Below are 16,411 nucleotides of genomic sequence, written 5' to 3' on the forward strand. Positions count from 1 at the left end.
AATAGCAAAACAGCTCACTTTCTGTGAGCTGTTTTTTTTATATAGGCATTACATTTAAAAACAAGTGTCTCTACCAATGATGTAATCATGAAACCTGCAGCAATAGCACCGGCAGTCATAATAACGATTTTTAAATTATCGAAAGATTTCGTTGAATCGCCTAAAACCAGTTCACGAATCGCTTGGTAAGCAGGGCCTCCGGGTACTAAAGGAACCAAACTAGGAATATTGAAAATAATCATGGGCATCTTTAGTCGGCGCGAGAAAAAAATACTCAGACACCCAATGGCAATTGCAGCAACAAAATTAGAAAAGCCCAGTCCTTGAGCATTTTGCCGTAATCCCCAGTAAATCATCCAGCCAATAGCCCCGGTTAAACCAGTAGCCACTAAAGAACGCTTAGGAATATTGGTAATGATGCCAAAAGCAACAGTACTAATAAAACTAAATAAAAAATGAATACCATACGTAATCATGCAATCCCACCTCCAAATAAAAGGAGAGTGGTGGCAATTCCTACCCCAATTGCGGCAGCAACAAATAAAGCTTCAATCCCGCGGGCAGTACCGCTGAGTAGATCCCCCGATAAAATGTCGCGAAAAGAATTGGTGATGGCAACTCCTGGTACCAAAGGCATTACAGCACCAATAATGATATGATCGACGTTGTTTGCTAAGCCGATTCTCACGCTGAAAATTGCCAACGTGCCAATGACAAAAGCTGCCACGAACATGTCTAAAAAACGCATTTGTAACCATTTTTTGATATATATACCCGCAATAAAACCCAGACAGCCAATCAGAAAAGTCGGCACAAAATCTTGCCATGTGCCACCAAAAATGTACATGAGTGTACAACTAACAAAACCTGCGGCCAATGTTTGCCAGATTAAAGAAAAACTAGGTGTGTCCTTGTTGACACGTTTCAGGCGCTCGTTTAGTTGAAGCAATGAAATTTTTTTGGCCGCAAATTCTCGTGACAGATGATTAACTGCCACAATTTTTTCCAAATTGATAGAACGTTCATGTACTTCTTCCAATTGAGAAAAAGAAGAATTACGAATACTCATAAAAAGGCCGGTGGCCGTTACGTAACTGACTGTATTAGAGATACCCGCGTTTTCTGCAATCCGATTCATTGTATCTTCCACACGATAGACTTCGGAGCCATTTTCCATCATAATGCGTCCTGCCATAAGACAGGTACTTAAAACCAATTCTTCTTTCATCGTTTTACCTCATTTATAAAGTTGCTTCTATTCTATCATTTCAATGCTTGAATTGCCTTTAATTTTTATGCAGAAGGCGATTTTTCGATGACGAATTCAAGAACATTCTGTAATAAATGTCAGAAAATTTAGAAATCTCAGGAGTTGCTTAAAATAAATTAATATAGATTTAATAAAAATAACAGTTGTAATAGTTTGTGAAATGTCATATTATCTTTTTAAGATATTTTATGTCATAAATTTATTGTGAACTATTGGTTAATTTACTACTTCTCGTTATCGTACAAATTTTTTTCTTTAAAATAGATAACTATTTTTGAGGTATATCATTTCCCAAAAATTCTATTTTTGTTTACAATAAACGTATGAATGATAAATGTTATTATAAAGGAGAGGTGACTTTCTATGCGCCGGAAGGTTTATACAAAAGATCAAATATTGAAAGCCGCTTACGAAGTTATTTCAAAAGATGGCTTCGGTAAGTTCACAGCCCGCAATATTGCAAAAAAAATGGGTATTTCCACCCAACCAATTTACTTAGAGTTTAAAAATATGCAGGATTTAAAAAACACGTTAGTAGAAACTGTTATGCGGGATTTACAAGAAAATGTGTTTCCAATTGAACATACAGGCAATCAAATTGTTGACTTAGGCTTAAATTATATTAATTTTGCCCAAGAAAACCGTAATTTGTATGTGGCATTATTTGTTGACGAATATGGCGGCGGTAAGATGATGCATGAGTTTTCTTATGAGTATTTCAAAAAGATGGTTTCCAACTGCCCAGAATATGCTGATTTATCTGATGAATACATTAAAGCCTTACATGATGGAACTTGGATTACTGTAACAGGAATTGCTTCTTTAATGTCTTCAGGTATTATCCACCCTTCGCAAGAGCAAATCGCAGAACTTATCCAATCTGCTGTTGATGGTATTTTAAAAATGGATGCCCCTGAAAAGATTTTTAATGGAGAAGGTTAAAATACTAAGAATCTTGCCTAGCAGCGCGCGTGTTAATCTCTAAAATAGAAAAATCACCTCTAAATTTTCTTTTTGTAACATTTTTAGTTGGGTAAAGGCGATTTTTCGTTTTAGAATTAGTGCGCGTTTTTTTAGCCAATATCTCTTGATTGACTTTTTTTCAAATTTAGCGAAAATAAAAGAAGTAATGAAATGGAGAGTTGGCAGAGCGGTAATGCACTGGACTCGAAATCCAGCGAGCCGGTTTACGCCGGTGCACGGGTTCAAATCCCGTACTCTCCTTAAGCCTACAATGCAATATTGCATTGTAGGCTTTTTTTACTGGCTAGATCTAGAAAAGAAGGTAAAGTAGCGGTATATCCTGATTTTTCTATACCGGTTGGGGAGAATAGAAAATCTATTTAATTTCATGATATTTTGCCAAAGTTTAGTAAAAATACATTTTTACAAAATAACAAATGGGATAAGGATTACTTTAAAAATGGAAAATTGATTTATTATTTTATTCTCCATTAGAAAGCAATTATACAGTCATTTAATCCTTTTTTTAATCATCTTTGATTGATATTTGGCGGCGTATTTTTTATTTGTGGAATTTTATTGAATAAGAAAATAGTATTTTATTTGCGATAAATTAAAAAAATGTTAGAATAAAAATAGAGAAAAGTTAAAACGTGGGTTTAAGGAGGGGTAACATGAGTGAAAAAAAGAATGAACCACAAGAGGATTTGACCAAAGATGATTTACGCTATTTTAATGCTTTTGCAAATGTTCCGTTATCATCAGCCGAGTATTCCGATTTCCAACAACTGAAAGAGGTAATTGCAGAAGAACAGGAATCAATTGTAGTGACAGGAAAACTTGCTTTTATGTTGTTAATCAGTGTAGTACCGTTATTTCCATTTATTAAGGGATCTAAAATGATTACCTCTGTGTTACAAACAGGAGATGATTGCGATAGCGCTGAACTGTTAATGAAGTTAGCTAAGCGGAATAATGACGCGCATCGTATTGCTAAAGAAATGTATACCAGCTTAGCTTTAGTGGGAAATGCTGCGATTCGTTTGGGAGGGCAAACGATAAATACTTTAGCTCATGATTACGATTTAACTTATAGTGGGGATTTACAAGAACGGGAATATAAACTTATTTTTGAGTTGAAGCCTGCTTCTGTACAAGCTTAAATATTAGCCAACCCCAACGAGTAAAAAGACGCAATAAAGACTTAATGGAGATGCAAAGAGTTTTTTGCCTGAACTTTTAGAAATTAAAGGGCAATAAATTTTTTGTCTGAGATCCTTTAAGTCTTTTTTTGAATGCTTTCATTTTGTAAATTATTAAGAGAAAGTAAAAAACATTTTTGCACCAAAACCCAATTGGCAAATTCAGTCGTAGGATTTTTAATTTTATGTTATGATAAGTCTTGGTTTGGAAAAATGAAATTTTAATAATAGGACGTGAAAATATGTGTGGCATTGTCGGTTTTGTGAACAGCAAGGATCAAAAACAAGAAATTATTGAAGATATGATGGATCGTATCGTCCACCGTGGTCCTAACAGTTCAGGGAAATATACAGATAAAAATGTAGCATTAGGCTTTCGTCGTCTGTCAATTATTGACTTAGAAGGCGGTTCACAGCCTATTTATAATGAAGATCGTAGTAAAGTTATTATCTTTAATGGCGAAATTTACAATTTCCAACCATTAAGAGAACAACTAATTGCGGCCGGCCACGTTTTTTCTACTCATGCTGATACAGAAGTATTATTGCATGGTTATGAAGAATGGGGTGCTGAACTTTTACAAAAAGTGCGGGGGATGTTTGCCTTTGCCATTTGGGATATTGAAAAACAAGAATTATTTGGTGCCCGCGATCATTTTGGGATTAAACCTTACTATTATGCTGAAATGAATGGCACATTCATGTTTGGTTCAGAAATCAAGAGCTTCTTGCCACATCCAGATTTCAATAAAGAACTAAATACTGCAGCTTTAAAACCTTATATGACTTTTCAATATTCTCCTTTAAATGGTGAGACATTCTTTAAAAATGTTTATCGTTTACCAGAAGGTCATTATTATACCTATAAAGATGGCAAGCTTACTATTAAAGAATATTGGGATGCTGACTTTACTAAAAAAGATGATCATTCCCGTGAAGAATGGGTAGAAGAAATTGATAAGAGTGTCGAAGCCTCGATTGCTGCTCACCGAATCGCTGATGTAGAAGTAGGTGCCTTTTTATCCAGCGGCGTTGATTCTAGTTATGTAACTTCTGTCTTGCGTCCAGATCATTCCTTTTCAATAGGGTTTGATGATAAAACATATAATGAAGCAATTGAAGCACGCAAATTAACAAAAATGTTGGATTTGAATAATACAGCTGCAGTAATTGATGGGGATATGTCATTTAAGGCTTTTCCACTTATTCAATACCATTTGGATGAACCTGATTCTAATCCTTCTTGTGTACCGCTTTACTTTTTAGCTAATTTGGCTTCGCAATCTGTACGTGTAGTGCAATCTGGCGAAGGAGCTGATGAATTATTTGCCGGTTACCAAACATATGGTTTCCATACAAATTCAAAGATGGTGCGCGTTTTTGCGCAAGGATTGAAAAAATTGCCCAAAGGTATGCGTTATTCCATTGGTCGTAAATTTGGTCATATGAAGAATTTCCATGGGCGTATTCATTTATATGAAGCAACTGCTCCTGCCCGCGACTTCTTTATTGGTCATGCGAAAGTTTTTGAAGAACAGGAAGCAGCAAGTTACTTAAAACCTGAATTTCAAAATGCACCTTCTGTTAAAGAAATTATGAATCCTCATTTTGATCAAACAGAAGGAATTGAAAGTGAAGTTAACAAAATGCAGTATGTGGATGTGCATCAATGGATGCCAAAAGATATTTTGCTAAAAGCTGATAAGCTTTCTATGGCAAGCTCTCTTGAATTACGGGTACCATTACTGGATATTGAAGTGATGAAATTAGCGCAACGAATTCCAGCAAAATATGTGATGAATCAAAATAATACCAAAGATGTTTTCCGTCAGGCAGCAAATCGCCATTTACCAGAAGAATGGGCGAATCGTGAAAAACTAGGTTTCCCTGTACCAATTAAAGCCTGGTTAAAAGAAGATCACGGTTATGAAGAAGTGAAAGCTTTATTTACTGCAGACTTTGCGAAACAATTCTTTGATCAAGATAAAATCATGCAATTATTAAACGATCACCATGAAGGCAAAGCAGAAGTTCAACGTAAAATTTGGACAATCTTTACTTTCTTGACTTGGTACAAAGTTTACTTTATCGATGAAGAAATACCAAAAGCAGAAGCAATCACTTACGAAACATTATAATAAAAAAACCAAACGCTCACTGTTATGTTTACCAGTTAAGCGTTTGGTTTTTTATACTTTTAATGCATCATCACTAATGCCCACGTCGACCACCAGCAAGTTGCCACAGGCTTCAAGTCCAGGTGAAATGGTGAAGCCTGTCTTTTTAAATTGAAAAGTGACCGTAGTGTCTGCACGAACAAACTCTCCTAATGAAGCCCCCGTTGAAGCATCAATACCAGAAGGAACGTCGACAGCCAAGATAGGCAGTGTACTGTGATTTATTTGGCGAATAACATTTTGGGCTGCTTCGTTTAGCTCTCCTTTAACACCAATTCCTAAAAAACCATCGATAATTAAAGTGAATCCTAAAAACGTTTCTAAATGATGCAAAATAGGAATTTGATAATATTGACAAATAGCATATTGTTTTTGACACTCATCTGTTCGATGCTCTGAACTTCCTGCAAAATAAACGGTGACGTTCTTACCGGCTAAATGAAGCAGTCGTGCAATTGCTAAACCATCCCCACCATTATTGCCGCTCCCGCAGACGATTAAAACTTGCGAAAGATCGTAGCTTTTTTTGTCCATCAGTTCAGTAAAAATTGTCAGTGCCGCTCTTTCCATTAAAACTAGGCTAGGGATACCGATTGTTTTAATTGTATATTGATCACAAGCTTTCATTTGTTGAACATTTACTAATCGCGTCATGTCAATTCCTCCTGATTTCTTTTTAGATCCACTAATGAATTTGTTATGAAAAGGCATTACGTTTTTGTATTGTCTCATACCTATTGTAGCGAAAATCTAGTTTTTTTTCCAAAAATCTAGAGAGGACGTTTACGGAAAATCAAAAGACTCATGGTCAATAATAATGTGATAAGAAAAACTGCGATCCAGACCGCTGGCCAATAGTGATGAAATTCTGTTTTACCCGTCAACCAATTCAGCGAATTGCTGCCTAAAATAAAAGGATTATAATAATCTATTTTTTTTAATATACCACTAAGAGTACTGATTAAATAAAAAATAGCCAGGATTAAAAGACTTTGTCCGGTACTTTTAGCTAGTGATGATGAAAAAATCGTGGCAGCCAAAAAAATTATCCCATAGAGCCAAAAAGCAAAAAGTGGGAGTAATAAATGAGTACTTTTATCATCATTGAAATAATAGGAAGTATAACCAATATTAATTAAAAAGGAACTTAATAGAGTCACCGACCAAATAAAAAATAAATAGAGTGCTTTACTAGTGACAAAAGCGTTGCGAGAGAGTCCTTTTGTGATAAAAGGCAGAACCGTACCTTGCTCTACTTCATTGCTAATAGTGCCAACTGCTAATAAAGCGATGGCCAATAAAACAAATTGTGGTAAATTTTTATAATATTGTGTCCAACTATCCATTGAAGTTGGTACTGGTAAAGAAACAGATAATTCAGCTGGCAATAAAGAAGCCATAATATCTGGCATAATTTTCGCTAAAAAAGGAGATAAGATTCCAACTGCTACTGCGATAATCAATAGGATTGGGATTTTTTTAGTCCGCCAATTAGCGAATAATTCTTTTGTGAAAAAAAGCTTTACTTGTTTCATTTTGCCACCACCTTCAAAAAGATATCTTCTAACGTTGGTTCGACTAGTTTTAGTTTACAAGGTACAATTTTTAGCCTTGCAAGAGTTTCGATAATTTCTAAACCAAAATCTTCATGGTTTAAAATAGGAAGAAGCAGCGTTTGATTCTCTTCTTTTTGCCAATGTAAGGGAGTATGTTCCAGAAAATGAGATTTATCCGCTTCATTTGCAAATTGCAATTCATAGTGATTATTTTGGGCAGCTTTAATTTGATCTAATGATCCTTCTAACTGAATTTTTCCTTCATGTAAAATGGCAACATGATCACAGATAGCTTCCACATCATGCAAAATATGAGTAGAAAATAAAACGGTTGTTTCATTTTTCAAATTTGCTAAGATGGTTAATACTTCTTTGCGTCCAATAGGATCTAATGCGGAAGTAGGTTCATCACAAATCAGTAAATGGGGGGCGTTTAAAAGTGCCTGTGCTAAGCCTAAGCGTTGTTTCATTCCGCGAGAAAAACCACTTATTTTTTGTGAAGAGTTTTTTAAGCCAACTTTTGTTAATAATGAAGGGATTTTGGTAGCTAATACGTTTTTTGACAGACCGCTAATCTTTCCACACAAACTCAAGTATTCTTTAGCAGACAGATAATTATAAAAAGCTGGAACGTCAGGTAAATAACCAATATTTTGATTAGATTTACTGTCCCCATACTTTACTGTCTGACCAGCAATAGTAACCATACCGCTATCAGCGGCTAAGAGTCCTAAAATAATCTTCATCGTGGTGGTTTTGCCTGCGCCGTTTTCTCCCACAAAGCCATAGATACTTCCCTTGGGAATATTTAAAGTTAAATTATCTAAAATAAGGTGGTCGCCAAATTGTTTTTTTAGATCCTTAATGTTAATCATAGGTTCCATTTAATCTTCTCCTTTACCAAAAGCAAAATAAAGAATCGGACCTAAAAAAGAAATAAAGGCACAGACGATAAGCCAAAGCGTACGATTACCAAATTTATAATGGGGATGTTTGAATACATCGACGATGGCATAAAGTGCAAGTCCGATTTGTAAAATAATGAGAGGTATTAAGACTGGAATATATTCTTGGATGTCTACTTGCATAGCGATCACTCCCTATCGTGTAGTTAAATGTTAAAACTTATTTGTATTAATAATTATAATACAAAGTATACAAAAATACAAAAAAAGCCTTGAAGCTCTCAATAAGAGAGTTTCAAGGCTTTTAAAATTTGATTTAGATAGCCAAATATTTTTCTAAATAATCGGCTAATCCATCTTCATCATTTGTTTTTGAAGTGATATCGTTACTAATAGCTTTCGCTTCAGGACTGGCATTTTTCATTGCCACACCCCAACCGGCATAATCTAACATTTCAAGGTCATTGTGTTCATCACCAAAAGCAATAATATCGTTGCGATCAATTGCCATAGAATCGGCAATAATTTCAACACCGCGCGCCTTTTGAATGCCTTTTGCAACAATCTCCAAAATTGCATTAGGGCCACCCCAAGTTCTAACGTCAATGTAATCAGAAAATTGTGCTTTTAAAGTATCAGAAACAGTTTGTGCTAACTCTGTTTTAGTTTGAATCAGCATCGAAGTAGGATTTGATTTCAAATTTTGTAGTAGGTTGTCGTTTGTTGGTTTTTGATTATCAAAGAGATACTCACTACCAAAATCCAAACGATCAACATAAAAAGTATCACGATTTTCTGCAGCAACAAAATCCAACTGCAAATCATTTTTTTGTTTCAAAATTTCAAAAACAATATCACGGCTAAAAAGTGTCTCTGATTCTGCAGCCCATTGAGTATAAGGAACGTGGACTAAAGCGCCATTAAAATTGACCATTGGAGTATTTAAAGCCAATTGGTGATAAAATTTTTCACTAATGCGAAATGGGCGACCAGTAGCGATACTGACAATATGCCCACTAGCAACTGCTTTCTTTAAAATGGCTTCAGTTTTAGGGCTGATTTGAGATTGAGCGTTTAAAGTAGTGCCATCCAAATCAATGGCAATTAGTTTTTTATTCATATTCATTTCTCCCCTCGTATAAAAGATACGCTGTTTTAGTTTAACATATTTTGACTTTTTCACAAGTTGGCTGGTTTAAAAGAAAGATACCTTTAAAAAAATTTATCGAAGTAATGTATTCGTTTTATCGGCAAAACACGAACGTTTTAAAGGTAAATTCTCGATATTGCAAATAAAAATGTTGTTTTGTTGTGGGATTGAAATTATAATCAGTCTTTGTTGGATGATAAATCCGAAATATGTCCTTATTCTTTTATAGGAGTGAATAATTAATGGAAAAGTTTTTCAAATTAAAAGAAAGTAATACAAATGTTTCGACAGAATTTGTCGCAGGTTTAACCACCTTCTTTGCGATGAGCTATATTTTATTTGTGAATCCGACGATTTTATCGGCTTCAGGGATGCCATTTCAGGCAGTATTTTTAGCAACTATTATTGCTTCAGTTATTGGGACTTTAGTAATGGGGCTTTTTGCTAATGTGCCTTATGCACAGGCACCGGGAATGGGGCTGAATGCCTTTTTCACTTTTACAGTCGTTTTTGGGTTAGGGTATACTTGGCAACAGGCACTAGCAATGGTTTTCATTTGTGGTCTAATTAATATCTTTATTACCATTACTAAAATCCGTAAAATGATTATTCACGCTATTCCAGAAAGCATGCAACATGCAATTGGAGGCGGAATTGGGATTTTCGTCGCATACGTTGGTTTGAAGAATGCAAATTTATTAAGTTTTAGTGCAGACTCAGCTGCAATTACAAGCAGTGTAGTTGACGGAGATAAGGCAGTCAACGTCACAATGAATGGCGGAATCGTGCCTGCTTTAGCGAATTTCAATAATGCACCTGTTTTATTAGCTGTGATCGGTCTAGTTTTAACCACTATTTTAGTTGTTCGCAATGTTCGTGGTGCCATTCTCATTGGAATTGTGGTTACGACAATTTTAGGTATTTTCATGGGTGTGGTCGACCTTGGGGCAATTGACTGGCAAGCGAATTCGTTAGGAAGTTCAATTAATGAGTTAAAGACAACTTTTGGTGCAGCTTTTGGCGCTGAAGGGATGCAGTCACTATTTAGTGACACGAGCAAAATTCCCCAAGTCTTAATGACAATTATTGCGTTTAGCTTATCAGATACTTTTGATACCATTGGGACATTTATTGGGACAGGACGTAGAACTGGGATTTTCTCTAAAGAAGATGAAGAAGCGTTAGAAGATAGTCGTGGTTTTAATACAAAAATGGACAAAGCACTGTTTGCAGATGCGATTGCCACTTCCATTGGTGCTATTTTTGGTACCTCTAACACAACGACTTATGTCGAGTCTGCCGCAGGTATTGGTGCCGGTGGACGGACAGGATTAACTTCAGTGGTAGTTGCTGGTTTATTTGCAATTAGTAGTTTCTTTTCACCACTAATTTCCATTGTGCCAGCTCAAGCTACAGCACCAGCGCTGATTTTGGTGGGAGTCATGATGATGGCCTCCTTCAAAGATATTGAATGGACAGATTTAGAAGAAGCAGTTCCAGCTTTCTTTGCGGCAATTTTTATGGGCTTTTGCTATAGCATTTCATACGGAATTGCTGCTGGATTTATCTTCTATACGATTGTGAAAGCCATTAAAGGGAAATTTAATGAAATTTCACCAATTCTTTGGGTGGTAGATATTCTATTTATTTTAAACTTTGTTATTTTAGCTGTGATTGCTTAAAATACTCGCGAAGCCTTCGTTTGAAACGGAGGCTTTTTTGCAGCTAAAAGGGATGATATGATTTTTACAAGAAATAAAACGGATATAGTAAGGTTATTGCATGAAAGCCAAATGAGTTCATGCCGCTTTTCTTATTTTGTCAGGGGGAAAATTTGAATTGCCGCGGTTTTGCGGGTAATAAATCCGGCTTTATTTAAATTAGTCCGCTGTGATTTTAATAAACGTAGTTATCTGCAAATTTTTAGGCACTTTTAAGCAGTTGGATAAAGCCTTTTTGTAAGTGGAAATTTATCCTGCAATGGAAAGAAAAATATTATTTTTTGAAAATTACATTAGCTTTCCAATTCACCTCTTTAAAAAAATACGCTATAGTAGTATTGAAAGAGGGTTGACTATGAAACTGGACTGGAAACGAAATTTATTTATATCATGGATTGGTTGCTTTTTTACTGGTGCGAGTTTTAGTTTGGTAATGCCGTTTATTCCACTTTACATCGAACAACTGGGCGCACCAAAAAATCAAGTAGAACTTTTTGCAGGATTGGCCATTTCAGTGACGGCATTTGCTTCTGCTATCGTGGCCCCAATTTGGGGAGATTTGGCCGATCGAAAAGGACGCCGTTTGATGATGATCCGCGCAGCAGTGGGTATGACATTTACAATGGGCTCGCTAGCTTTTGTCCCAAATGTTTATTGGCTGTTGATTATGCGTTTTATGACGGGGATTTTATCTGGTTACATTCCGAATGCAACAGCATTAATTGCTTCCCAAGCACCTCGAGAAAAAAGTGGCTGGGCTCTTGGAACGCTAGCAACAGGTGCCGTGGCTGGTAACTTAATTGGGCCATCAATGGGGGGCGCTTTAGCCCAGGCATTTGGAATGGAAAATGTTTTTATTATTACGGGAATTGTTTTAGCTATTACAACTATTTTAACTATTTTCTTTGTAAAAGAAGACTTTGTACCTATCCAAAAAACGGATCTCTTATCTGTCAAAGAAATATTTAGCCGGATTTCAAATGTGCAGGTTTTAATCGGGCTATTTATCACTTCATTGATTTTACAAGTAGGTGTTACGAGTATCAGTCCAATTTTAACTTTGTACATTCGGCAACTGAGTGGCAATAGTGAAAATATTTTATTTGTCAGTGGGCTAATTGTTTCCATCGCGGGCGTTTCTGCAATTATTTCTTCGCCAACATTAGGCAAATTGGGTGATAAAATTGGAAATCAAAAAATATTGCTTTTTGGTCTAATCTTATCTTTTATTTGCTTTATTCCAATGGGATTTGTGAAAACTCCTTTTCAACTAGGCGCCTTGCGTTTTATTCTTGGTTTTTCTACGGGGGCTTTGATGCCATCAATTAATACGTTGATTTCTAAAATAACGCCGCCAGAAGGAGTAAGCCGAATTTATAGCTATAATCAGATGTTTACGAATTTTGGGCAAGTCCTTGGACCAATGGTAGGTTCCACTGTCGCTCACGGTATGGGCTATCGGGCAGTATTTTGGGTGACAAGTGGTTTTGTCTTCCTTAACATCTGTTTATCGACGTTTAATTTTCGCAAAGTTTTACACGAAAGACTTTAGTCTTTTGGAAAAACCCGTTACAATGACTTGTAACGGGTTTTTTATAGGAAAAGAGATTATATGATTTTCACAAGGAATGGGCGGGTATACCAAGGTTATTAGGACTTGACTATCTGAGAACTATCCATGACAACAGGCTGAAATTTTAAGATATTTGAAGAGCAATTTATTAAAAATTTCGTCTTATTGCTTGAACGTTGGGAAGCTTCGTTTCACTTTTCCTATTTTGAGAAGGCACAAAAAAAGACTGCATCCATAATCATAGAGGCAATCTTTTTGAGCCAGTCTGTGCAATGCGCAAAAACTGCTAGGTTAGGCATGTTTCTTTTTGGGCGTAGCCACTTCGGCAATTAGAATAACAACAACCCCGACGATTAGGGAAATAATTGAAGCGGCTTTAAAGTCATAAGTGCCGCTGTTTAAAGCACTGCCTAGGTAAACTACAACTTGACCTAAGATATACGTCCAAAACAAGGTAACTAAATATTTCATAGCAGACACCTCTTCTCTTGCTCGTTTCTCGTCTACAGTTTACCATATTTTTCTTGAATGTAAAGTTTTCAAGTTTTTTCAAAAAGGAGGACATGCAGTGTTGCCACAACTTTACACCGTGACCGCTTATTCGTTGTTACAAAGTACGGTTGACATTTCACGACTTGTACAAGTAGCAAAAAAAAGAGGATACCATACTTTAGGCTTGTGTGACCGTAATGTATTAGTCGGCGCGGTTTCTTTTTATACGGCTTGTCAGGATGCTGGTCTGCAAGCGGTGATTGGGCTTCATTTGGATTATCATTCTTCAATCCAAGCGGAGGAAAACGAAATTTTGCTATTTGCTAAAAATATCACCGGTTATCATCAATTGATAGCTTTGAGTAGCCAAAAAGAAATAAACGGACAAGTTAATTTGTCTGATTTTGATTCATTAGCCAATTTATATGCTGTTTTACCACCGCGCAATGAAATTAATTATTATTTAGAAAGAGATTTAGATAAAGCTACAGAACGATTACATTTTTTGCAATCAATTTTTTCTAAAGAACAACTTTTTTATGGTGTTACGCCACGTTTACAATTAAGCCAAGCAGAAGCCACGTTTTATCAAGATCAAAACGTTGAGCCTTTTGCTATTAACGAGGTAAATACTATTGATCCGGGTGAAAAGACTGCTATTGCAGTAATGGATCATTTAAAAAATGGAACCCAAATGGAGAATTTAGCTGAATTGGAACAGGGCAGCGGTGAATATTTGTTGCCAGCTGATCAAATTACCCACTACTTTCAAGAAAATCAAAAAAAAGCGCTGGAAAACGCTATAGCAGTGGCAACTGAGTGTACACAATTTGAAATGCCATTGCATCAAAAGTTATTACCTCATTATCCAGTTCCCAATAATCTGGAGGCCTCAACATTTTTACGCGATTTGTGTCATACTCAGTTAAAACAACGCGTAAAAGAGGTCACAGCAACTTATATCCAACGACTGGACTATGAATTAGGAATTATTCATCAAATGGGTTTTGATGATTATTTTCTAATCGTTTGGGATGTTATGGACTTTGCACACCGGAATAAGATTGTTACCGGCGCGGGAAGAGGGTCAGCTGCAGGTTCGCTTGTTGCCTTTGTTTTAGCGATTACTGACGTGGATCCCATTGCTTATGATTTGCTTTTTGAGCGTTTTTTAAATCCGGAGCGCTATACGATGCCAGATATTGATCTAGATATTCCGGATAATCGTCGTGATGAAGTGTTGCACTATGTAAAAGAAAAGTATGGTACTTATCAAGTGGCGCAAATTGCCACATTTGGCACGATGGCCGCCAAAATGGTATTACGTGACGTTGCCCGTGTTTTTGGATTATCACAAAGTGAGGCTAATCGGTGGAGTAAAGCCGTTCCCAGTACATTGAAAATCACATTAAAAAAAGCTTATGAAGAATCTGCTAGCTTAAGAGACTTGGTGGCGCTTAATGAACGTAATCGCCAACTTTTTTCGGTGGCTCTAATATTAGAAGGGTTACCGCGACATGTATCGACTCACGCAGCTGGAGTAGTAATCAGTGATCAAAATTTAATGCAATTAATTCCTTTACAAGCCGGAGCAAATGATATTTTGTTAACACAATTTACGATGAACGATGTGGAAGCTGTTGGATTGTTAAAAATGGATTTTTTAGGTTTGCGTAATCTTTCTATTATTGATGATACGTTAAAAGGTATTAAAAAAGTTACCGGCAATGAACTCTCTCAAAAAGATATTCCTTTAACAGATGAACCTACTCTGCGTCTTTTTCAAGCGGGCAATACAGCTGGCGTTTTTCAATTTGAATCAGCGGGGATCAAAAATGTTTTACGGCGTTTAGGCCCAGAGAATATTGAAGAGATTGCTGCGGTTAACGCGCTATATCGACCAGGTCCAATGCAAAATATTGATCACTTTATCAAACGAAAAAAAGGACAAGAAAAAGTAACTTATTTAGATGACAGTTTAGTGCCGATTTTGAAAAATACGTATGGCATTATGGTTTATCAGGAGCAAGTTATGCAAGTTGCAGCGCAAATGGCCGGCTTTACTTTAGGACAAGCGGATATTTTGCGACGGGCTATCAGCAAAAAGAAAAAAGATATATTAGATGAAGAACGTCGGCACTTTGTAAGTGGAGCCGTTAAAATGGGACATAGTGAAGCAAAAGCCGATGAAGTTTACGATTACATTGAACGATTTGCCGATTATGGTTTCAACCGTTCCCACGCTTTTGCGTATTCTTTTGTTGGTTTTCAAATGGGGTATTTGAAAGTACATTACTCCGCGCCTTTTTTTGCAGCGTTACTCCATTCAGTGCGAAATAACACGGCAAAAGTGAAAGAATATCTAACCGAAGCGAAAAAGCAAGGAATCAAAATATTACCACCGTCTGTTAATGCGAGTGGTTTTAGCTTTTATTTAGTTAACAATTATGAGATTCGGTTTGGATTGAGTAGCATTAAAGGAACGCGCCGTGATTTTATTGCAGCAATTATTACTGAACGCAAAGAAAATGGTCCCTTTCGTTCGCTGGACAATTTTTTGTATCGTTTGCCAGCAAAATGGTTAAAACTCGATTTGATTCAACCTTTAGTTGAGATTGGTGCTTTTGATGAAGTGGAAAAAAATCGCCGCCAATTGGTAACCGGGCTAGATAGCAAAATCCAAAACATTGAGTATAGCGGTGGTAGTATGGATTTATTAGATATTATGGCGCTAAAGACAAGTGAAGTTAATGACTATACTTTGACAGAACGGTTGAATCTTGAAGAACAATATCTAGGTGTTTATGTTTCTGGACACCCCACAGAAAGTTACCCCACGTTAAAAAGTGAACGGCACGTCCAAATGATTAGTGAATTATTGCCAAAACAAAACGTCCATCTTCTTTTATATGTCCGCGGAATTCGTGAAATTCGAACTAAAAAAGGCGAACAGATGGCTTTTGTTGATGCCAATGATCCAACAGGAGAAGTGTCCTTGACGATTTTTCCTAACGTATATCGCCACGTAAGACAGACATTTTCAGTAGATGATGTTATTTATGTGGAAGGAAAAACAGAAATCAGCACATACAATCAAGAGTTGCAGATAATTGTAGATCAGATTGTCTTAGCAGAGAAAATGAAAGACATAAAAATGGTACCTACTTGTTATATTCGGCTAACTGGTATAGTTGATACAGACAAGCTGCTGATAGAATTGTATTCACTTATTAAACTAGCCCCTGGCACAAGTAAAATAATTCTTTTTTATGAAAGTACGGGGACTAAAAAAATACTGGCAGAAAAATATCAAATTGCAGATAACCCTGATGTAAGGCAAAAGTTAAAAAATATTTTTGGTGAAAATAACGTAATTTTCAAATGACTTTCAGTAAAATTTAC

The 16,411-nt window shown here is 36.2% G+C and carries 14 protein-coding genes and 1 tRNA gene; 7 read left to right on the top strand and 8 right to left on the bottom strand.

Translation table 11 applies throughout. The features are described from left to right. Positions 1-14: 14 nt before the first annotated feature. Positions 15-473 carry a threonine/serine exporter family protein gene (locus tag RK01_RS02105; RefSeq protein WP_195516276.1) on the bottom strand — a complete coding sequence of 153 codons (459 nt, stop codon included), beginning with the start codon at positions 471-473 and terminating at the stop codon, positions 15-17. Beyond that, positions 473-1,228 (bottom strand): threonine/serine exporter family protein, encoded by a 756-nt coding sequence (locus RK01_RS02110; protein ID WP_016171656.1) that lies wholly within the window; start codon positions 1,226-1,228, stop codon positions 473-475. Before RK01_RS02110 ends, RK01_RS02105 begins: the two co-directional genes overlap by 1 nt. A gap of 405 nt (positions 1,229-1,633) precedes the next feature. Here RK01_RS02110 and RK01_RS02115 point away from each other — a divergent pair, with 405 nt between their 5' ends. The 4 genes from RK01_RS02115 (at position 1,634) to asnB (ending at position 5,573) form a co-directional block, all read left to right on the top strand. Next, a complete protein-coding gene (locus RK01_RS02115) occupies positions 1,634-2,212 on the top strand; it encodes a TetR/AcrR family transcriptional regulator (protein ID WP_016171657.1) in 579 nt (192 codons plus the stop codon). A gap of 194 nt (positions 2,213-2,406) precedes the next feature. Further along, a tRNA-Ser gene (locus RK01_RS02120) sits at positions 2,407-2,494 on the top strand. 413 nt (positions 2,495-2,907) lie between these two features. Continuing rightward, on the top strand, positions 2,908-3,396 hold the full coding sequence (locus tag RK01_RS02125; protein ID WP_016171658.1) for a hypothetical protein: 489 nt from the start codon (positions 2,908-2,910) through the stop codon (positions 3,394-3,396). Between the two features lie 281 nt (positions 3,397-3,677). Continuing rightward, complete coding sequence (gene asnB / locus RK01_RS02130) at positions 3,678-5,573, top strand: asparagine synthase (glutamine-hydrolyzing) (RefSeq protein WP_016171659.1); 1,896 nt, start codon at positions 3,678-3,680, stop codon at positions 5,571-5,573. 51 nt (positions 5,574-5,624) lie between these two features. On the opposite strand, the gene RK01_RS02135 is transcribed toward asnB, so the two are convergent. From RK01_RS02135 to RK01_RS02155, 5 genes are all read right to left on the bottom strand, one after another. Beyond that, a complete protein-coding gene (locus tag RK01_RS02135) occupies positions 5,625-6,266 on the bottom strand; it encodes an NAD(P)H-hydrate epimerase (protein ID WP_016171660.1) in 642 nt (213 codons plus the stop codon). 116 nt (positions 6,267-6,382) lie between these two features. After that, positions 6,383-7,147: an ABC transporter permease gene (locus RK01_RS02140; RefSeq protein ID WP_016171661.1), complete on the bottom strand. Its 765-nt coding sequence runs from the start codon at positions 7,145-7,147 to the stop codon at positions 6,383-6,385. After that, positions 7,144-8,052, bottom strand: coding sequence for an ABC transporter ATP-binding protein (locus RK01_RS02145; RefSeq protein WP_016171662.1), 909 nt, complete (start codon positions 8,050-8,052; stop codon positions 7,144-7,146). Before RK01_RS02145 ends, RK01_RS02140 begins: the two co-directional genes overlap by 4 nt. After that, positions 8,053-8,256, bottom strand: a complete 204-nt coding sequence (locus RK01_RS02150) for a PLD nuclease N-terminal domain-containing protein (protein ID WP_016171663.1) — start codon at positions 8,254-8,256, stop codon at positions 8,053-8,055. 133 nt (positions 8,257-8,389) lie between these two features. Next, entirely contained in the window at positions 8,390-9,193 is an 804-nt protein-coding gene (locus RK01_RS02155) for a Cof-type HAD-IIB family hydrolase (protein WP_034864589.1), read from the bottom strand. 272 nt (positions 9,194-9,465) lie between these two features. On the opposite strand from RK01_RS02155, the gene RK01_RS02160 reads away from it, so the two are divergent. Further along, positions 9,466-10,905, top strand: coding sequence for an NCS2 family permease (locus tag RK01_RS02160; RefSeq protein WP_016171665.1), 1,440 nt, complete (start codon positions 9,466-9,468; stop codon positions 10,903-10,905). Positions 10,906-11,299: 394 nt separating this feature from the next. Beyond that, the gene (locus RK01_RS02165) at positions 11,300-12,496 is read left to right on the top strand and encodes a multidrug efflux MFS transporter (RefSeq protein WP_016171666.1); all 1,197 of its coding nucleotides are present in this window, start codon (positions 11,300-11,302) and stop codon (positions 12,494-12,496) included. A 312-nt stretch (positions 12,497-12,808) separates the two neighbouring features. Here the strand turns inward: RK01_RS02165 and RK01_RS02170 are convergent, their stop codons facing one another. After that, positions 12,809-12,988, bottom strand: a complete 180-nt coding sequence (locus RK01_RS02170) for a YjzD family protein (RefSeq protein WP_016171667.1) — start codon at positions 12,986-12,988, stop codon at positions 12,809-12,811. Between the two features lie 97 nt (positions 12,989-13,085). Here RK01_RS02170 and dnaE point away from each other — a divergent pair, with 97 nt between their 5' ends. Continuing rightward, a complete protein-coding gene (dnaE, locus tag RK01_RS02175) occupies positions 13,086-16,394 on the top strand; it encodes a DNA polymerase III subunit alpha (protein ID WP_016171668.1) in 3,309 nt (1,102 codons plus the stop codon). Positions 16,395-16,411 lie beyond the last annotated feature (17 nt).

It is taken from the genome of Enterococcus dispar ATCC 51266 (genome assembly GCF_000406945.1).
In the GTDB taxonomy this organism is placed as follows: domain Bacteria; phylum Bacillota; class Bacilli; order Lactobacillales; family Enterococcaceae; genus Enterococcus_C; species Enterococcus_C dispar.